The following is a 17,489-nucleotide window of genomic DNA, read 5'->3' as shown; positions in this document are numbered from 1 at the left end:
AGGCGTCGCAAATCAACACGGAGGCGTGCCGATGAGCTCCACGCTGCTCGCCGCTCCGGGCGAGAACCTGACCGCGTTCGACATCCTGCTGTGGGTCGCCCTGCCCTACGCGTCCATCGCGACCTTCCTGGTGGGCCACTATTGGCGCTACCGCTACGACAAGTTCGGCTGGACCACCCGCTCCTCCCAGCTCTACGAGAACCGCCTGCTGCGCCTGGGTAGCCCCCTGTTCCACTACGGGATCCTGCTGGTGATCGTCGGCCATATCGTCGGCCTGCTGATCCCGGAGGACTGGACCGAAAGCGTCGGCATCAGCGATTCGGTGTACCACGCGTGCTCCGCCGGCCTCGGCATCGTCGCCGGGGTCGCCACGCTCGCGGGCGCGGCCATCCTGATCTATCGCCGCCGTACCACCGGCCCCGTCTTCTCCGCGACCACCGGCAACGACAAGATCATGTACGTATTGCTGATCGGTACGCTGCTGCTGGGCTTCGGCACCACGGTGTTCAACAACGCGAACAACCATCCCCACCATTACCGGGAGACGGTCTCCCCGTGGTTCCGCTCCATCCTCTCCTTCCGCCCCGACACCGACCTGATCCTCGCCGCCCCGCTCGGCTTCCAGCTGCACGTGATCGCCGCCTGGCTGCTGTTCGCCTTCTGGCCGTTCACCCGGCTGGTTCATGTGTTCTCGCTGCCGATCGGGTACCTGACCAGGCCCTATATCGTCTATCGCAGCCGGGACCGAGAGTTGGGTTCCCGGCCGGAGCCGCGGGGGTGGGAACGTATCCGATAGGGACGGCCGACGAGAAGTGAGGTCCGGGTAGATCCTGGAACCGGTGGGTAGGACCCGTGCCCGGTTCTATGTCGCCGGTGCTCGCTTCCCCGAGAATGTTTCCGAGGTGGCGCACACGCCGACGACCCTGCGGAACCCCTACCGCACGTAGCCGCTTCCCGTCGGACCGCCGGTTCGTGGGTCCGAGCGCGAAGTCGGCGGCGCCGCGGATCGGTGATCGTCCGCCGGCCGTGGGGCGCGACTCTGGTCCAGCGATGCGAATACGTGTTAACTTAAATCGAATGGTCATTAACTTGACCGGCCGGAACGAGCATTCAGGAGGGACTATGCAGTCCGCCGTCATCGTTGATGTGGTTCGCACGCCGTCCGGGAAGGGTAAGACCGGTGGGGGGTTGTCCGGGGTGCACCCGGCGACTCTGCTGGCCGGGGTGCTGAGCGAACTGCTGCAGCGCAACGACCTGGATCCGGCGCTGGTCGACGATGTGATCGGCGGCTGCGTGACCCAGAGCGGGGAGCAGGCCTTCAACATCTCCCGGACCGCTGTGCTGGCCGCCGGGTTTCCCGAATCGGTACCGGCCACCACGGTGGACCGGCAGTGCGGGTCCAGTCAGCAGGCCGCGCATTTCGCCGCGCAGGGCGTGCTCGCGGGTGCCTACGATATCGCCATCGCCTGCGGCGTGGAGTCGATGAGCCGGGTGCCCATGTTCTCCAACGCGCAGGGGCAGGACGCCAATCGCGGTCCCATCGCGCACCGGTACCCGGAGGGTCTGGTGCAGCAGGGTGTCGCCGCCGAGATCCTGGCGGCGCGCTGGAAGTTCGACCGGGCCACCCTCGATGAATTCGCGGCCCGGTCGCATCGGCTGGCGGCCGAGACCGCCGCGGCCGGCGGATTCGACCGGGAGCTCGTCGCCGCCGGGGAGCTGACCGCGGACGAGACCATCCGGGCCGGGTCCACCCCTGAGAAGCTGGCGGCCCTGAAGCCGGCGTTCGCCGACGAGCAGTACACGCAGCGGTTCCCGGAGATCAACTGGTCCATCACTGCGGGCAACTCCTCGCCGCTCACCGACGGGGCGTCGGCCGCGCTCATCATGAGCGAGCAGGCGGCCGCGAAGCTCGGGCTGCGGCCGCGGGCGCGTTTCCATTCCTTCGCGGTGGTGGGTGACGACCCGCTGCTCATGCTGACCGCGCCCGTGCCGGCCTCGAAGAAGGTGCTGGAGCGGGCCGGGCTGACGATCGACGATATCGACGCCTACGAGGTCAACGAGGCCTTCGCCCCGGTGCCGCTGGTCTGGCAGCACGAGCTGAACGCCGACCCGGAGAAGCTGAACCCGCGCGGTGGGGCCATCGCGCTGGGGCACCCCCTGGGCGCCTCGGGGGTGCGGATCCTGGCCACCATGGTCAACCATCTCGAGCAGACCGGTGGGCGGTACGCGCTGCAGACCATGTGCGAGGCGGGCGGTCTGGCGAACGCCACCCTCATCGAACGTCTCTGATCACCGGATACGGCCCTCGGGACTACCCCTCCCGAGGGCCGTGATCCGTGGGGTGCGCCGTGGGCCCGAGGCTGTGGTTCGGGCTTGCCGGTCGATGGGGACCACGGTGCGGCCCGGGTCAGAAGCGGCGTGCTCCGACCACGGGCGAATACGACAGCGGCGATATCTCCACGGTGGAGGTCGCGGCGTGGATCACCTGACCGTCTCCGGCGTACAGCGCCGAATGGCCACCACCGCTGTAGGAGATCACGTCGCCGACACGTAACTGGTCGAGCGGCACCGGTGTACCGGCGGAGAGCTGGGACCAGCTGGTGCGCGGTACCTGCACTCCGGCCTGCTGATAGGCCCACTGCACCAGCCCCGAACAGTCGAAAGCGTTCGGTCCGGTACCGCCGAATACATACGGTGCCCCGAGCTTGCTGCGCGCCGCCGCCACCGCGATATCTCCGACGGGCGGTGCGGGCGCTATCTCCGGGGCGGGCACGCCGATACCGGGGATTCCGGCCGGCAGGGGTATCTGATCGGGGATTTCGAAGGTGCCGAAGCCGGGCAGGGTGACCGGCTGGGCCTGGGCAGGTGCTGTTGTTCCGAGGATGGCGCCGGCCGCGGCGGCCAGAAGAGCCAGTGCGGCGCAGCGCTGACGTATCGGTACAGAATCCATAATTGCGGTCCTCCGTGCTCAGGTCGAGAGCCGGTGGGCGCAACGGGTTTACCGCCGAGGCGCGAGGAGAACATCACCGACTGCTCGAACAGCGTTGGAAATACACCACAGCTATATGTCGGTCCTGCAAACCCGAGGAGTCATATTTCGCGTGATCGCGCGCCGATCGGTAAACGACACGGGCAATGCGGATCACGAAGAAATAACTATCTGGATTCCCGCAGCGTAGCGGCGGCGTCCGAATTCACTCCGGGCGATATCTGGCCTTGATGTGGAACCGTTCGCCCTGCGGTCCGTAGATGCTCAGGTACTCCACCGGATGCTCGTCGGCATTGCCGAACCAGTGCGGCAGATGGGTATCGAATTCGGCCACTTCACCCGGGGTCAGGATCATGTCGCGGTCGCCGAGGATGAGCCGGAGTTTGCCGTTGAGCACGTAGAGCCAGTGGTAGCCCTCGTGGGTGTGCATTTCGGGTTCGGCGGCGGCGCGGCCGGACAGGATCTGCTTGTAGGCCTGCAGGCCGCCCGGGCGGCGGGTCAACGGGATGAAGGTCTGACCGTGCCGGGTCACCGGGCGGGTGTGGACCCGGGGGTCGCCGGTCTCCGGGGCGTCGACCAGTTCGTCCAGCGGCACCTGGTGGGCCTTGGCCAACGGGAGCAGCAGTTCGAGGCTGGGTTTTCGCTGCCCGGATTCCAGGCGCGACAGAGTGCTCACCGGGATGCCGGTGACCTCGGACAGCGCCGCCAGCGTCGTACCGTTGCGGCGGCGCAGTTCGCGCAGCCGCGGGCCGATCGCGTCGATGACCTCGCCGAACTCCCGATCCATGCCTCTATTGCAGAACTGGCAAATAAATTTGTCAAGCCAGCTGTTTGCCCGGATGCTGAGGAACACACCCCCACGAGACCAGGAGTAACGGATGGACCAGCAGTTCTGGGACGATATGTACGGCGAGAGCGAACAGCGGTTCAGCGGGTTGCCCAACGATGCCCTGGTCGCGGAAGTGACCGGTATGGCACCCGGCCAGGCCCTCGATCTCGGCTGCGGTGAGGGCGCGGACGCCTACTGGCTGGCCGCACGCGGCTGGCAGGTCACCGCGGTGGATATTTCGCAGGTCGCGCTGGACCGCGCGGCTGCCGGACACCCGGAGATCTCCTGGCAGCGCGCCGATATCACCCGCACGCCGATGCCGGCCCGCTCCTTCGATCTGGTGTCGGCGTTCTATTTTCCGATCGTGCACGAAACCGATCACGCCACCGTGCGGGGGCTGCTCGAGGCCGTGGCCCCGGGTGGAACCCTGCTGTTCGTCGCGCACGACCCCACCGAATTCCCGCCGCGCGACGAACATGCGCACGAGGGCGGGCATGCGCACGAGGGCGGGCATGCGCACGAGGGCGACGGACCTTCGCCTCGGTTCGACCCCTACGACTTCTATCAGCCGTCCGAGATCGTCGAACTCCTCGGCGACGGCTGGACCGTGGAGGTCGACGAGCGGCGCGACCGCAATCGGCCCGCCGCCGGACATCAGGTCAAGGATCTCGTCCTGCGGGCGCGGCGGGTGAGCTGACACCGCGGCGCGAACCCGGTCGCCCGGATACCTGCCCACCTCGGGTCCCGGTGATCGGCCGGGTCCGCGCGTCGCAACCCGGTTCCATCAGAGCTGATTGCTATCGTCTGCTCCACCTGTGTGCGGAAACTACTGTCGGCGCCGGCTGTGCGCGGAAACCGGAACCACGAGGTGGAGGGTTTGTTCATGCGGCTGTACCGGGTTCACGGGCTCGCGGCCGCCGCGGCCGCCACCGTGGTAGTCGTCGTGACCGTGATCCTGGTGGTGGCAGCCCAATCCCCGCGCCACCCGGTGCGCCGGGACACCTCCCCGGCGGTATCGCCCGCCGAACTCGCCCAGCGGTGGACCGACCTGCACGACGGCCCGCAGCCGTATCCCGAAACGCAGATCGACAAAGATGTACTGATCACCATGAGCGACGGCGTGATGCTGAAAGCCGATGTGTACCGGCCCGCGGCGGCCGGCGGTGCGGTGGAGACCCGGCCGCTGCCGACGATCGTCACCATGACGCCGTACTCGAAAATGATGTCGAGCATGATCGATTCGGCGATGGGCGATCCCGAAGTGCGCCGGTGGACCATGGACCTGGTGCGCCGGATCAACCTGACCGGCACCCCGATCAGCGGATTCGAGGATCTGCTGCACGCGCTGGACGGGGGCACCGTGGCGACCGTGCTCGGACTCGACAGCCGGCTCGTCCGAGCCGGCTACACGGTCGTCTCCGTGGATGTGCGCGGTACCGGACAGTCACAGGGGCTGTGGGACACCCTCGGTGAGCGCGAACAGCTCGACACCCGCGAGGTGATCGAATGGTCGGCGCGGCAGCCGTGGTCCAACGGGCGGGTCGCCATGAGCGGCGGTTCCTATGCCGGGATCAACCAGTTGCGTGCCGCGGAGAACGCCCCGAAACCGCTACAGGCCATCTTCCCGGTCGAACCGGGTAGCGATCTCATGCGCGATGTGGTGGCGCCGGGCGGCGGTGTGGGCGTGACCTTCCTGCCGCTGTGGCTCAACCAGGTGAACCAGGCGAAACTCATGCCCGATGTGAAGGCCATGCTCAACGGCACCTTCGACTGGCAGTGGCTCAGCGACCGCATGGCCGATCCCGCGACGAACTACGATCTGCTCGCCCAGGCGCTGCTCACCCCGTCCCTGCGGAACATGCCGCCGGCCCTGGCCGACGCACTGGACGAGAACAGCGCCTTCCGTCAAGGGATCATGGGCCATCCGGAGCAGATCACCGTGCCGACCTTCGTCTACGGCGGCTGGCACGACATCTTCGCCAACAGCGCGACCACGCTCTACAACGACATCCCGCTGCCGCCGGGCCGCAAACAGCTCATCGTCGGCGACACCTACCACGCCAACCCCGGTGCCGGGACCGGACGCCCCGGCGCCCCGCCGCGCCTGGACGTACTACAACGCGCCTGGTTCGACCACTGGCTCAAGGACATCGACAACGGCATCACCGACTACGGTCCGGTGATCGTCTGGGAGCAGGGCGGGGACTGGGTCGTGCTCGACCAGTTCCCGCAGCCGGGTATGACGCACCGGCGGGTGTATCTGTCCGGGGCGGCGAGCGGAACGACCGGCGACTCTCTCCACGACGGCTCGCTCACCGAGCGGCCGGGCGCGCCCGAACGGCTCACCGTGGCCCCGGGCCTGACCAATTTCTGCTCGCGGGACATGGCACAGGGCTCGGCCGGAATCGGCGCGGCACTGGACATGTGCGCCAAGGATTCCCGTATCGCCGAACGCAACGCGCTCACCTTCACCAGCGAACCGATCGCCGAACGCACGATTCTGTCCGGCCCGATCAATGTGCACCTCAACACCGTGCACGACACCGCGGACGGCTACTGGAACGTGACGGTCAACGATGTGGCGCCCGACGGTACCTCGACGGTACTGAGCACCGGCCAGCTCACCGCATCGCTGCGGGCGATCGACGAGTCCCGCAGTACCCGCTCGGCCAACGGTGATCTTACCGCGCCGCATAATCCGCTCACCCTCGACAGCGTGCAGAAAGTGGTGCCGGGGGAGCCGGTGACGCTCGATATCGCGGTCATCCCGATTCAGGCGGTACTGGCGCCCGGGCACCGGCTGCGGCTCGACGTGTTCGCCGGTAATTCGCCCAAGGCACTGGCGTTCCGGCCCATGCTGAACAACAGCGAACTCGCACCGCAGCATCTGGAACTGGACCCGGCCGCGCCGAGTTTCGTCAACCTGCCCACCGACCGGCCGCTGTTCGTCGCGCCCGCCGAACCCGCCCAGGCCGCGCCGCGCTCGGTACCGGCTCCGACTTCGCGGCCCGTACCGGCCCCGCAGCCCGCGCAGGCCCCCACTCCGCCCGTGGCACCGGCGACCCCGCCCACGGAGCCGCCCGCACCGCGCGCCCCGCAGCGCGCACAGTCCGCGCCGCAGCCCGGCGAGCCGACCACGCAGCCGGCGCGGCCGACCTCGCGGCAGGCCGAGGTCCCCGCGCCCCGGGCGGTCCCGACCGCCCCGGCCCCGGCCGCGCCGCCGGTCCCCGTGACCCCTTCCGCCGAGGTGCCCGTACCCGCGCCCGATCCCAGCCCGCGTCCCGCCGAGATCGCGCCCCGGGCGGCTCCCGCCGCGGTCCCGCCCACCACGCAGCCTGTGGTGCCGAACCCGGATTCCGGCCGGTCCGGCACGCCGATACCGGCGCCCGCCCCCGCCCGGCCGTAACCCCGGTTCGGGCCGCCGCTGTGCGAATCGCGTCCTGGACATGACGCAGATCACCGGGCGATTCACCCGGACCGGCCGGCGGGTCGCCGCGACGTCGTAAGGTTTCGCCCATGGTGTCGCAGGAGAGGGCCGAATTGGTGCGGTCGGCGGCCGAGGCGAGCCTGCTCGCCGGTCGTCGGCGCTACAACCGCAACGAGGTGGCCGAAAGAGCCGAGGTGACCCCGGAGCTCGCCCGGCGGCTGTGGGTCTCGCTCGGTTTCCCGGCCAGCGAGGACGACAGCGCGCGTGATTACACCGATGCCGATATCGCGGCCATCCAGCGGTTCCGGGAGGTGGGCACGCTGGCCGGGGCCGACACCCGGCAGCAGGCCGCGACAGCCCGCACCATCGGGCAGACCATGGCGCGACTGGCCGAATGGCAGGTGGATCTGGTCCTGGCCGAGATCGATCGACGCGTCGCCGCGGCCGGAACGGCCGGGGACCGGGAACAGATCACCCGGACCGCCACCGCGGAAACGGTGGAACTGCTGGAGAGCCTGCTGTCCTATGCCTGGCGGCGCCACCTCGACGCGGCACTCTCGCGGAATCTGGAGGAGACCGGTACGCCCGCCGATTCGACCCGGGTGCTGGCCGTCGGGTTCGCGGATATGGTCGGCTACACCCGGCTCACCCGGCATCTGCATCCCGACGAGCTGTCCACGCTGCTGGAGGCGTTCGAATCCACCACCAACGACGCGATCGCCGAGAACGGCGGCTGGGTCATCAAGAACGTCGGCGACGAAGTGATGTTCGCGGCCGAATCGCCGCTGGCCGCGGCCCGGATCGCGCTGGCCCTCCAAGAATCCACCATGACGGTGGGTACCACGCCGGAGCTGCGGATCGCGCTGGCCTACGGGCCGGTGCTGCAGCGTTTCGGTGATCTGTACGGCTCGGTGGTGAACATCGCCGCCCGGCTCACCGGTGTCGCCCGGCCGGGCACGATCCTGGTGGACGACGGGGCCGCGGCGGAACTGGACCACGAGCCCGAGTTGAGCATCAAACACCTGCGCAGTGTGCGCGTGCGAGGGTTCAACCGGCTGCGCCCGCACCTGCTCCGCCGTAACGGCCGGGCCGTATCCTGACGCCTCCAGCGGCATTCTCTGTTTCAACATATGAGATTTCTGACAACGTAAATGGCGCTGTGGGTAGGGTCGTCGTGGGAGCCGGTTGCGGCTCACGCGTGAAAAGGAGACCAGGATGGCCAAGGGCTACGTCATCGTCACCGAGCTGATCAAGGACCCGGCGGGGATGGCCGAATACGGTAAGGCGGCCGGTAAGGCGATGGCCGCCGGGGTGAAGGTCCTGGCGGTCGACACCAAGTTCGAGGTCCTCGAAGGGGAATGGCCCGCCACGCAGACCGTGGTGCTGGAATTCGAATCTCCCGAAGCGGCCCGTGCCTGGTACGAGTCCGAGGAATACCAGGCGGCGATCCCGCTGCGACAGGCGGCCGCGGACTGCAACGCGGTGATCGTCAACGGGCTGTAACCACCCCGGGGCTCGCATGCGGCCGGCGTAATGTCCGCCGGCCGTGATGGTCGCCGCTGTGGCCGGGCGCGCGACGCGGGCCGCGCGTTCGGGGCCGTGGCCGGACCGGTATCTAGTGCTGTTCCGCGCAAGTTCGTGGAGGGGTCAAGTCGCGTCCTCGAGCAGGGTGCCCTGGTAGGTCCAGCGGAACGGGCGGGCGTGTTCGTTGCGCTGGATCATCCATGCGTCGATCTTCTCGATTAGGTCGTCGCGGCTGGTGAAGTCGCCGTGCCGGAGGACAGCGCGGGCCAGCGCTGAGAAGACGAGTTCGACCTGGTTGAGCCAGGAGGCGTGAGGCGGGGTCCAGTGGACGTGCCAGCGAGGGTGGGCGGCGAGCAATGCCCGCGTGTGTCTGGCGCTGTGGGACGAGCCGTTGTCGCGGACCACGTGGACGTCCTTGTCGCGAGGCGGTCCTCGAGTCCCTCTGGTCCGCGTTCGGTGAACCGTCCGCGCCACTTGCGGACCGTGTTCACCCACACTGCCAACTGGCGGGCGATGGCCGCATTGTCCGCCCCGTCGGCCGCCGCCAGCACGATCCGGGCCCGGAGTGCCTGCCTCACCTGCGCTTTCGCTGAGGACGCGACCCGCTGCAGCATCGCGCGCGTGTGTCCTTGTCCAATGCCACGTCCACCGCCGTGTCCCGCCCCGCTCCCGCCCTCACAACCAGTGATCATGGCGCGGTGATGGGGCTATTCGAACTTCCCCACCCGCTGCTCGGGGTGGCCTCGGAGTTGCTCACCTTGGCTCCCCAGGTGTGCTTTGCTCCCGAACTGGAAGGCTGGCCGGCCCGGTGGTTCGGGTGGCTGGGCACGACGGTTGGGAACGGCAGTCCGGTGCGAGCGGACGCTCTCACGTAGGCGGCACCGAGTCGCGTGAGGCACTCAGGGTTCGATGACGAGGCGTTCGATGAGGCTGTCCCGCAGTGTGAACTGGTAGCGCAGATCGATTGTCCCGCCGGGGAAGTTGCCCTCGAGGTGGTGCGTGGCGATGTAGCGGGTCGCGTCGGTCTGCATAGCGTTCGTGAGGTGGATGGTGTAGGTGAACTCGGTGGCGGATCGGCCGAGCCACTTCTTGATCGCCTCGGTGCCCGCGTAGGTGTTGCCGTCGTCGATCACCGTGGCTTCGCTGGTGAACGCGGTGATCGCGGTGGCCGTGTCGTGGGCACGGTGCGCTTTCAGGTAGCGGGTGATGACCTCGGGCAGGATGTCCGGGGAGGTGGTGCGGGGCTGGTTGTCGTGCATGACGTTCCTTGGGGTGGTGGCGGGTTCAGACGGTGCGGGTGGTGCCGCCGTCGATGACGTGTTCGGCGCCGACGATGGCCGAGGCGCGGTCGGAGACCAGGAAGGCGACCAACTCGGCGACCTCCTCGGGTCGGTTGGGACGGCCCAGCGGGATGCCGCCCAGCGAGTCCATGAGCCGGCCCAGGGCCGCTTCCTGGCTGATGTTCGCGTCGTGGGCGATCCGGGCGACGAGGTGGTCGGCGGCCGAGGTCTGCACGAAACCGGGCGAGACGGTGTTGACGCGGACGCCGCGCGGGGCGACCTCGTTGGCCAGGCCCTTGCTGTAGGTGGTCAGGGCGGCCTTGGCGGCGGCGTAGGCCAGGGTGCCGTTCCACAGCGGCATGCGGCGCTGGATCGAGGTGACGTGCACGACCGCCCCCTTGCCCTTGGTGATCATGTGCGGCAGGAGTGCGCGGTCCAGGCGGACGGCGGCCAGCAGGTTGGTGTTCAGCTCCCTGGCCCAGTCGTCCTCGCCGAGCGCCGCGAACCCCCCGGCCGGTGCCTCGGACCCGCCGAGGGTGTTGACCAGGATGTCGACGCCTCCCACGCGGGCGTCCACCTCGGCGGCCACGTGGGCTGCGCCCTGGGCGGTGGACAGGTCGGCGGTGATGAACGTCTTCTCGTCGACGTCGTCGGGGCGGCTGCGGGCGGTCACCAGTACGGTGGCGCCGGCCTGGGCGAGACGTCGGGCGATGGCGGCTCCAGTTCCCTTGGTGCCGCCGGTGACCAGAGCGCGTCGGCCTTCGAGGGATTCGCTGAGGGGTGTGGTCACGGTGTGCTCCCTTCCGGGTGCGGGCGCGGAGGGCACCACTCCCGTCGTTGCTGCTAAAATTGAAGCTACTAACTTCGACTTTAGCAGTAACTGAGGGGATGGTCGCCGTGGCAAGCCGGATCAGGCTGGAAGACCGGGAGTGCCCGCTGTCCACGACGGTGGAACACGTCGGCGAGTGGTGGACGCTGCTGATCCTCCATGACGCCTTCGACGGCTACACCCGCTTCGACCAGTTCCAGGAGAGCCTGGGCATCTCCTCCAGCATGCTTACCACCCGACTGAAGACCCTGGTCGCGGACGGGCTGCTGGAGCGCCGGCCCTACCAGACCAACCCCGTCCGCCACGAGTACGTCCTCACCGAACTCGGGCGCTCACTGCGACCGGTGATCGTCGCCCTGGCCGCGTGGGGCAACTCCCGCCTCGCGCCGGCCGAACGCAGCATGATCCTCATCGACGCGCACAGCGGCGAGGAGGTCGAACCCGTCGTCGTCGACGCCAAGACCGGCCGCCGACTCGACGACAGCGACACCTACGTCTTCACCGCAGGCCCCGCAGCCAGCGACGCCATGTGCCACCGTTACGCGACACGACCGGCCACCCCCGCGGAGGCGTAAGGCTGCCCCCGGACAAGCACCGAACGGCCTTGAACAGAGCCAGAAGGTACAGGTTGCACCTGATCGACCAGGGGCACAGGCTCGCCGCCGACACGCTCCAGGCCCATCGGGCCCAGTCATTGAGAACTGGATCAAGTGAGGCGACGAGCAACTCCGGTCGTTTCCAGGAATCGCCATCAGGGGAGGGGCCCGGTTCGGCAGGATGGGGCCGTGCCGAAGAACCCGCCCGAGTCCATGCAGGACCACCTGCGCCAGCGGCTGAACACCCGCGCCGCCGAGCGCTGGCCGCAACTGGTCCGGGTCCACGTCCGCTTCCGGACGGGCTTCGCCTACGTGGACGGCGAGTTGAAGGACGGTGGGCAGATCCCGCTGTGCCGGCTGAGGTTCGGCGGTGTGCTCCACACTTGGGGCTTCGCCCTCTACCTCGCCAGCCGAGGCGGCTTCCAGGACAACTTCCTACCCACCGGCCTACCCGTCGGCAGTCCCGAAGAATGCCTGGACTGCGCCTGCGGCCTCTACCTCGACGGCATGCCGGCCTGACCCTCCACGAACTTGCGCGGGACAGCACTAGGCTGGCGAGGTGACCATCTCCGAGCGCATCACACCGACCGGCCGCTCGGTCGTGCTGGAGCTCTCCGGTGTGCGCGCCGAGATCGGCACCGTGGCGGCGGTCCTGCGTGGGCTGACCGTCGGCGGTGTCGCGGTCACCGAATCGGTTCCGGCCGGGGCGACGCCGCCGATGGGCGCCGGAATCGTCCTGGCGCCCTGGCCCAATAGGGTCCGCGACGGTATCTGGGTGCTCGACGGTCTACCCCAGCAGCTCGATATCACCGAACCGGCGCGTTCGAACGCGATCCACGGGTTGCTGCGCAACACCGGCTACGAGGTGCGGGAACTGTCCGCCGCCGCCGTGCTCCTGGGCGCGCTGATACCGCCCCAGCACGGCTGGCCGTTCCTGCTGGACACCTGGGTACGCTACGAACTGCGCTCCGACGGGCTCGCCGTGACCCACGGCGTGATGAACCACGGAGATCGGCCGGCGCCGTACGCGGTGGGCGCGCACCCGTACCTCCGGGTGGGTGAGACCCCGGTCGAGGACCTGGTGCTGACGGTCTCCGCCGCAACCTATTTCGAGGTCGACGCCCGCATGAATCCGGTGGCCGAACACCCGGTCGAAGGCACCCGCTACGACCTGCGGGCCGGTGTGCCGCTGTCGCGGCTGGACCTGGACACCCCGTTCGGCGGGGTAACGCCCGCGGCGGCGGCCCGGCTCACCGCACCCGACGGCGCGACGGTCGAACTCGTCCAGGACGCCGGGTGGGATTACCTGCAGGTTTTCACCCCGCGGGAGTTCCCGCGACCGCAGGGACGGGGTCTCGCCGTCGCGCTGGAACCGATGACCGCCCCGCCGAACGCGCTGAACTCGGGAGACGGATTGCGTCACCTCGCACCCGATGAACGGTGGGAGGGCGGATGGCGTATCCGGTACACGCCCGGGGCGGACCGGGATCGTTGAATCGCGCGGTGCGTGCCGGCCGGCCTTCGGGTCGGCGCATACGCGTGGGCTGCCACGAGATCCCGCGCGGGGGATACCCGGTTACGCTGAGGCGCACGGCAGCTCGTGATCCTCGTATCGACGCCGGAGCCCGTCCTGCCGCGTCGGGCGGGGAGTGCGATGGGCCCGGCGATCGTGGCGACGGGCACTGACCTGTCCGGGCACGAGGGCACGTCAGCCGCGAGGGGCGATCTCGGCCACCGCCGCGCGCAGCCGCTCCGAGCGCGGCGAATGCGCGGTCGCTTCGTTCCAGACCAGGGCGAAGGTGCAGGGCGGCAGGTCGGTGACCGGGACATACGCGAGGTCGGGCCGGGGGTACAGCCGGGCCGCCGCCGCGGGGACGAAGGCGACCGCCCGGGTGAGCGCGACCGTGCTCAGCAGGGATTCGAAAGTGCTGCCGTGGCTTTCGGCCGACCGGACGCGGGTGCCGTCCGGCCGGGGATCCGCGGTCCAGAACGCGCGGCCCTCGGGGAAGGTGGACGGCGACATCTCCGCGACCGGGTGTTTTGCCAGGTCTGTGAGGCAGAGGGTGTCGCGGGCGGCAAGCGGGTCGGTGGCCGAAAGGCAGGCCAGGCGGGGCTCCACGCGGAGCGGCTGGGCGCGCAGACCCGCGGGGACCGGTAGATGGACGAAGGCGGCATCGATTTCGCCGCGTTCGAGGGCGGTCAGCTGCGCGGTGAAGGTTTCCAGAACCCGCACCTGTGGTTGCGGGTTCGCGAACGCGTCCAGCACAGCGCGGATCTCCGGTATCGAGCCGAAGCTCTCGCACACCCCGATCCGCAGTGTGTCGTCGCCGACGGCCAGATGATGTGCCGCGCGGCGCAGGTCGTCGGCGGCGGCCACCACGCGCCGGACGTGCGGAAGCAGTTCCCGTCCGGCCTCGGTGAGTTCGACCTGCCGGCTCGTGCGCTGGAACACCCGCACTCGTAACCGGTCCTCCAGGGCACGGATCTGCTGGCTCAGCGCCGGCTGAGTGAGATAGAGGCGGCGCGCGGCGCGGCCGAAATGCAATTCCTCGGCCAGGGTCAGTAGCAATCGGAGCTGGTGCGGGGTGGGATCGTCCCCGTTGCTCACCGTTGTATTCGACGAATCGATAACGGACATATTATCAATCTACGCGGATGCGAATTGCCGGGTCGTTGCCTACGCGCCGATGCGCCGGGCAAGCTGGGAAGCGGATCCACACCGCGCCGGAAATCGACTCGGCGCGGTGTTCAGCTGAGCAATTCCCTTTCAACTGCTGTCGTTTCCGCGCGTGCGGAAGCGCAAGAACGGATCGATGGGTCGCGGTGCAGCCGAATCTGTTTTCCCTCGTGCTCTGTGTCTTCGGAATCACCACCGGTGAATTCGTGGTCGCCGGAATCCTCCCCGATATCGCGGACGATCTGGCGGTGTCCGTACCCGCCGCCGGGTTGCTCGTCACCGCCTACGCCGTCGGCATGATCGCCGGCGGCCCCCTGCTCACCGCGCTCACGGCGCGGTTCCGGAGGAAACCGCTGTTGCTGGCGCTCCTCGGGGTGGCCGTCGCGGGAAACGTGGCGTCGGCGCTGGCGCCGGTGTACGGACTGCTCTTCGCGGCGCGGGTGGTCACCGCCTTCGTGACCGCAACCTTCTTCGCCACCGCGATCGTGGCCGCGACCTCGGCGCAGCCACCGGAGAAACAGGGTTCGACGGTCGCGAAACTGGTCCTCGGCATGAACCTGGCGATGGTGCTGGGCGCACCGCTGGGCACTGTCGTCGGCACCGCCTACGGCTGGCGGGCGACCTTCGCCGCGATAGCCGTCGTCTGCTTCGCCGGCCTGCTGCTGGTGGCACGCTGGGTCGCCGATGTGCCCGGTTCGCGGATCCCGGTCGCGACCGAGCTGCGGGTGTTCACCGACCGCAGAGTGCAACTCGCCATCGCCGTCACCGCGGTGGGCAACACGGGTGCGCTCATGGTGTTCACCTATTTCGCTCCACTGCTCACCGATATCGCCGGATTCGCGGCGGGAGCCGTACCCGTGTTGCTACTGGCCTACGGGGTCGGCGCCATCGCCGGCAATCTACTCGGCGGCCGGATCGCCGATCGCGCACTGTTGTCCTCGCAGCCGGGCATGCTCGTGTTGTCGGTGGTGACACTGCTTCTCACCTGGGCGGTCGGTGGACTGGCCGGCGCCGTCGCGGTTCTGGCATTCGTACTCGGGGCCGTGGCGTTCGCCGTGGTGCCCGGTATGCAAGCGCGCATCCTGCAGACCGCCACCGTCGCACCCACGCTCGCGATCGCGGTGAACGCCTCGGCCTACCAGCTCGCGGCGGCCGCGGCGGGTTGGCTCGGCGGCCGCACCATAGACGCCGCCGGGCTGCGGAACATCTATCCGGTCGCCGCGGCGGTGACGGCCGCCGGGGCGGTGCTGAGCGGGCTGATCTGGTATCGAGAGCGCGGGGTGCCTGCCGCGCGCGGCGAAGTTGTCGTTCCCGGGTGAGGTGGTCTGTTCGAACTCGATGCGAGCACCCGGGCGCGGCGGTACCGACCGCTACCGCCGCGCCCGCCGGGGTCCGTCGTCGACGACGTCGAGAGCGGGGCTGTGGTGACCGCGCGGTCGGCTCACCTGTCGGCCAGTACCAGCGCGAATCGTTCGGCGGGGTCGGTCCAGGCGTGACGCATGCGGAAACCGGCGGTGGCCAGTTCGGCGCGGAAACCGGTCAGCCGGAACTGTGCCGAGATCTCGGTGCGCAACTGTTCTCCGGCGGCGAAATCGACGACGAGATCCAGATCGGGGATCGTCACCCGCATTGCCTCGGTGGCCGCGAGGCGCATTTCGATCCATTCGAGGTCCGGGTCCCACACCGCGAGATGATCGAATGCGAGCGGATCGAAATCGGCGCCGAGCCGGTCGTTCAGTACGTGCAACATATTGCGGTTGAACTCCGCGGTCACCCCCGCGGCGTCGTCGTAGGCGGCCATCATCACGGCGGGGTCGGTGACCAGGCCCACTCCGACGAGCAGCTGCTCGCCCGGTGCGAGCACCTGGTGCAACTCGCTCAGAAAAGCGGTGCGTTCGAAAGGCGGCAGATTGCCCAGGGTGCCGCCGAGCAGCGCGACCAGGCGGCGGCCGCCGTGCGGAATCGCGGCGAGCATGGTGGTGAAATCGCTGACAATGCCGTGAATGGACAGATGCGGGAATTCGCCGCTGGTCCAATCGGCCGCGGCCCGTAACGCGGATTCGGAGACATCCTGCGGTATGTAGGAGCACAGCGAGCCGTGCGCGGTGAGCGAGTTCAGCAACAGCCGGGTCTTCTCGGAAGAACCCGAACCCAGCTCGACCAGTTCGGTCGCGCCCGGGGTGCGGCGGGCGATCTCGTCGGCCGCGGTACGCAGCAGTGCGCGTTCGGTGCGGGCGGGATAGTACTCCGGCAGCCCGGTGATGAGGTCGAACAGTGCGTTTCCGCGGGCGTCGTAGAACCATTTCGGGGGAAGCCATTTCCGGCGGCCGGACAAACCCCAGAGCACATCGGTGCGTAGCTGCTCGCGCAGATCGGCCTCCGTGAGCTGAATATCGAAGGTGGGTGCGATAGCCATTGGATCCCTCTCTGTTCCGCGGCCGTCGCCGTGAAAGTTAGGGCAACCGCGGCGGCGGGACATCCGCCATTTCGAGCGGAATATCCGCACTTGTGCGCGGGGGCTCGCTGCGGATGCGGGCGGAAGCCCGAGCCTTCATGTGATCTGAATCACTTGGCATCACATTTCCGGGACCTCGGTGGGTCTTTGGTGGAAACCCCTGAGGAGTCCAGCGATGATCCAAATCCCGAAACCGGGCCCGTCGGGCCGCCGAGAACGTCCCGTCCCCGGCGGGCGAACTCACGCGGTGCGTACCCCGGCGCACACATCCCCCGCGAGGTGCTCCGCCCGCTGCGCCGCGGGCCGGGCAGAGCCCGCCCGGAGGTTTGCGCGATGAGCGGTATCGACCGGCGGGCGTTCATCGGGAACGCGCTCGCCGTCGCCGCGGCCACCGCTGTCGTGAGCTGTGCGTCGCCGTCCGGCGCCCCGGTTCCGGCCCCGCCGCGGCACCGCACCCTCGTGCGTGGTGCGCAGGTCTTCGATGGTGACCGGGTGCGGCCCGGAACCGATGTGCTGATCGTCGGGGACACCATTGTCGAGCCGGACGGCGCACCGGCCGACACGGTGATCGACGGCACCGGGAAAACTCTGCTGCCGGGTCAGCTGTTCGCGAATATCGCCCGGCACGGATTACCCGGTGTCCGGGTGCGCCGCCGCACGGTCGGCGGTGACCCGGGCGCGGTCGTGTTCAGCGGCGGATCGCCGCTGGCAGTGATCGTGCTGGATATCGCCGCCGATCGGACCGTCACCGGGATCTACTCCGTTACCAACCCGGACAAGCTCACCCGCATCCAGTGAGCGAATATCGGGCAATCTCTGGTCGCGCCCATCGAGGTATTGGCTTGGCGTGTTCGAATATGTGTTTGGGGTGTGGGTTCTCCGA

General features: G+C 68.8%; 18 protein-coding genes and 2 pseudogenes. 12 read left to right on the top strand and 8 right to left on the bottom strand.

The genetic code is table 11. The features are described from left to right. Positions 1–31 precede the first annotated feature (31 nt). A complete protein-coding gene (gene narI, locus NF4_RS00185) occupies positions 32–796 on the top strand; it encodes a respiratory nitrate reductase subunit gamma (protein ID WP_063125273.1) in 765 nt (254 codons plus the stop codon). Positions 797–1,122: 326 nt separating this feature from the next. Then, positions 1,123–2,289 carry a thiolase family protein gene (locus NF4_RS00180; RefSeq protein ID WP_063125272.1) on the top strand — a complete coding sequence of 389 codons (1,167 nt, stop codon included), beginning with the start codon at positions 1,123–1,125 and terminating at the stop codon, positions 2,287–2,289. 118 nt (positions 2,290–2,407) lie between these two features. Here NF4_RS00180 and NF4_RS00175 read toward each other — a convergent pair whose 3' ends face one another. Together NF4_RS00175 and NF4_RS00170 are read right to left on the bottom strand one after the other, a co-directional pair. Further along, positions 2,408–2,950, bottom strand: a complete 543-nt coding sequence (locus NF4_RS00175; protein WP_063125271.1) for a C40 family peptidase — start codon at positions 2,948–2,950, stop codon at positions 2,408–2,410. Between the two features lie 244 nt (positions 2,951–3,194). After that, the gene (locus tag NF4_RS00170; RefSeq protein WP_030522757.1) at positions 3,195–3,776 is read right to left on the bottom strand and encodes a helix-turn-helix domain-containing protein; all 582 of its coding nucleotides are present in this window, start codon (positions 3,774–3,776) and stop codon (positions 3,195–3,197) included. 91 nt (positions 3,777–3,867) lie between these two features. On the opposite strand from NF4_RS00170, the gene NF4_RS00165 reads away from it, so the two are divergent. The 4 genes and pseudogenes from NF4_RS00165 to NF4_RS00150 all read left to right on the top strand — a co-directional run bounded on the left by NF4_RS00165 (position 3,868) and on the right by NF4_RS00150 (position 8,748). Further along, a complete protein-coding gene (locus tag NF4_RS00165) occupies positions 3,868–4,515 on the top strand; it encodes a class I SAM-dependent methyltransferase (protein WP_063125270.1) in 648 nt (215 codons plus the stop codon). 186 nt (positions 4,516–4,701) lie between these two features. Then, a pseudogene (locus NF4_RS00160) lies at positions 4,702–6,762 on the top strand (CocE/NonD family hydrolase); the annotation flags it as partial. 572 nt (positions 6,763–7,334) lie between these two features. Further along, the gene (locus tag NF4_RS00155; RefSeq protein ID WP_063125269.1) at positions 7,335–8,345 is read left to right on the top strand and encodes an adenylate/guanylate cyclase domain-containing protein; all 1,011 of its coding nucleotides are present in this window, start codon (positions 7,335–7,337) and stop codon (positions 8,343–8,345) included. 115 nt (positions 8,346–8,460) lie between these two features. Continuing rightward, entirely contained in the window at positions 8,461–8,748 is a 288-nt protein-coding gene (locus NF4_RS00150) for a DUF1330 domain-containing protein (RefSeq protein WP_030522753.1), read from the top strand. Positions 8,749–8,892: 144 nt separating this feature from the next. On the opposite strand, the gene NF4_RS37415 is transcribed toward NF4_RS00150, so the two are convergent. Both NF4_RS37415 and NF4_RS39930 read right to left on the bottom strand, forming a co-directional pair. Next, positions 8,893–9,174, bottom strand: a complete 282-nt coding sequence (locus tag NF4_RS37415) for a transposase (RefSeq protein ID WP_063125268.1) — start codon at positions 9,172–9,174, stop codon at positions 8,893–8,895. 32 nt (positions 9,175–9,206) lie between these two features. Beyond that, positions 9,207–9,383, bottom strand: a pseudogene (locus tag NF4_RS39930) (helix-turn-helix domain-containing protein); the annotation flags it as partial. A gap of 84 nt (positions 9,384–9,467) precedes the next feature. Between NF4_RS39930 and NF4_RS37405 the strand changes: the two are divergent. Then, entirely contained in the window at positions 9,468–9,644 is a 177-nt protein-coding gene (locus NF4_RS37405) for a hypothetical protein (RefSeq protein ID WP_157119840.1), read from the top strand. A gap of 24 nt (positions 9,645–9,668) precedes the next feature. On the opposite strand, the gene NF4_RS00140 is transcribed toward NF4_RS37405, so the two are convergent. After that, positions 9,669–10,028: a nuclear transport factor 2 family protein gene (locus NF4_RS00140; RefSeq protein WP_063125267.1), complete on the bottom strand. Its 360-nt coding sequence runs from the start codon at positions 10,026–10,028 to the stop codon at positions 9,669–9,671. 25 nt (positions 10,029–10,053) lie between these two features. After that, positions 10,054–10,839 (bottom strand): SDR family oxidoreductase, encoded by a 786-nt coding sequence (locus tag NF4_RS00135; protein ID WP_063125278.1) that lies wholly within the window; start codon positions 10,837–10,839, stop codon positions 10,054–10,056. Between the two features lie 98 nt (positions 10,840–10,937). Here NF4_RS00135 and NF4_RS00130 point away from each other — a divergent pair, with 98 nt between their 5' ends. From NF4_RS00130 to NF4_RS00120, 3 genes are all read left to right on the top strand, one after another. Continuing rightward, positions 10,938–11,453 (top strand): winged helix-turn-helix transcriptional regulator, encoded by a 516-nt coding sequence (locus NF4_RS00130; protein ID WP_232330241.1) that lies wholly within the window; start codon positions 10,938–10,940, stop codon positions 11,451–11,453. Between the two features lie 210 nt (positions 11,454–11,663). Beyond that, on the top strand, positions 11,664–11,993 hold the full coding sequence (locus tag NF4_RS00125; protein WP_063125266.1) for a hypothetical protein: 330 nt from the start codon (positions 11,664–11,666) through the stop codon (positions 11,991–11,993). Between the two features lie 40 nt (positions 11,994–12,033). Then, positions 12,034–12,969, top strand: coding sequence for an aldose 1-epimerase family protein (locus NF4_RS00120; RefSeq protein ID WP_198165173.1), 936 nt, complete (start codon positions 12,034–12,036; stop codon positions 12,967–12,969). A 213-nt stretch (positions 12,970–13,182) separates the two neighbouring features. Here NF4_RS00120 and NF4_RS00115 read toward each other — a convergent pair whose 3' ends face one another. Further along, positions 13,183–14,112, bottom strand: a complete 930-nt coding sequence (locus NF4_RS00115) for a LysR family transcriptional regulator (RefSeq protein WP_084532739.1) — start codon at positions 14,110–14,112, stop codon at positions 13,183–13,185. A 185-nt stretch (positions 14,113–14,297) separates the two neighbouring features. On the opposite strand from NF4_RS00115, the gene NF4_RS00110 reads away from it, so the two are divergent. Next, positions 14,298–15,470 carry an MFS transporter gene (locus tag NF4_RS00110; protein WP_063125264.1) on the top strand — a complete coding sequence of 391 codons (1,173 nt, stop codon included), beginning with the start codon at positions 14,298–14,300 and terminating at the stop codon, positions 15,468–15,470. A 122-nt stretch (positions 15,471–15,592) separates the two neighbouring features. Here NF4_RS00110 and egtD read toward each other — a convergent pair whose 3' ends face one another. Then, on the bottom strand, positions 15,593–16,567 hold the full coding sequence (gene egtD, locus NF4_RS00105) for an L-histidine N(alpha)-methyltransferase (RefSeq protein WP_063125263.1): 975 nt from the start codon (positions 16,565–16,567) through the stop codon (positions 15,593–15,595). 372 nt (positions 16,568–16,939) lie between these two features. Here egtD and NF4_RS00100 point away from each other — a divergent pair, with 372 nt between their 5' ends. After that, positions 16,940–17,404 carry a sigma-70 family RNA polymerase sigma factor family protein gene (locus NF4_RS00100; protein WP_063125262.1) on the top strand — a complete coding sequence of 155 codons (465 nt, stop codon included), beginning with the start codon at positions 16,940–16,942 and terminating at the stop codon, positions 17,402–17,404. Positions 17,405–17,489: the final 85 nt, after the last annotated feature.

This window comes from Nocardia fusca NBRC 14340 (assembly GCF_001618425.1).
Taxonomy (GTDB): Bacteria; Actinomycetota; Actinomycetes; order Mycobacteriales; family Mycobacteriaceae; genus Nocardia; species Nocardia fusca.
This window is presented reverse-complemented; position numbering and strand designations above follow the sequence as displayed.

Bases quoted from the DNA above. Each gene is read 5' to 3' on its own strand.
- narI (WP_063125273.1), top strand. From the start codon at position 32: ATGAGCTCCACGCTGCTCGCCGCTCCGGGCGAGAACCTGACCGCGTTC.
- NF4_RS00180 (WP_063125272.1), top strand. From the start codon at position 1,123: ATGCAGTCCGCCGTCATCGTTGATGTGGTTCGCACGCCGTCCGGGAAG.
- NF4_RS00175 (WP_063125271.1), bottom strand. From the start codon at position 2,950: ATGGATTCTGTACCGATACGTCAGCGCTGCGCCGCACTGGCTCTTCTG.
- NF4_RS00170 (WP_030522757.1), bottom strand. From the start codon at position 3,776: ATGGATCGGGAGTTCGGCGAGGTCATCGACGCGATCGGCCCGCGGCTG.
- NF4_RS00165 (WP_063125270.1), top strand. From the start codon at position 3,868: ATGGACCAGCAGTTCTGGGACGATATGTACGGCGAGAGCGAACAGCGG.
- NF4_RS00155 (WP_063125269.1), top strand. From the start codon at position 7,335: ATGGTGTCGCAGGAGAGGGCCGAATTGGTGCGGTCGGCGGCCGAGGCG.
- NF4_RS00150 (WP_030522753.1), top strand. From the start codon at position 8,461: ATGGCCAAGGGCTACGTCATCGTCACCGAGCTGATCAAGGACCCGGCG.
- NF4_RS00140 (WP_063125267.1), bottom strand. From the start codon at position 10,028: ATGCACGACAACCAGCCCCGCACCACCTCCCCGGACATCCTGCCCGAG.
- NF4_RS00130 (WP_232330241.1), top strand. From the start codon at position 10,938: ATGGTCGCCGTGGCAAGCCGGATCAGGCTGGAAGACCGGGAGTGCCCG.
- NF4_RS00115 (WP_084532739.1), bottom strand. From the start codon at position 14,112: ATGTCCGTTATCGATTCGTCGAATACAACGGTGAGCAACGGGGACGAT.
- egtD (WP_063125263.1), bottom strand. From the start codon at position 16,567: ATGGCTATCGCACCCACCTTCGATATTCAGCTCACGGAGGCCGATCTG.
- NF4_RS00100 (WP_063125262.1), top strand. From the start codon at position 16,940: ATGAGCGGTATCGACCGGCGGGCGTTCATCGGGAACGCGCTCGCCGTC.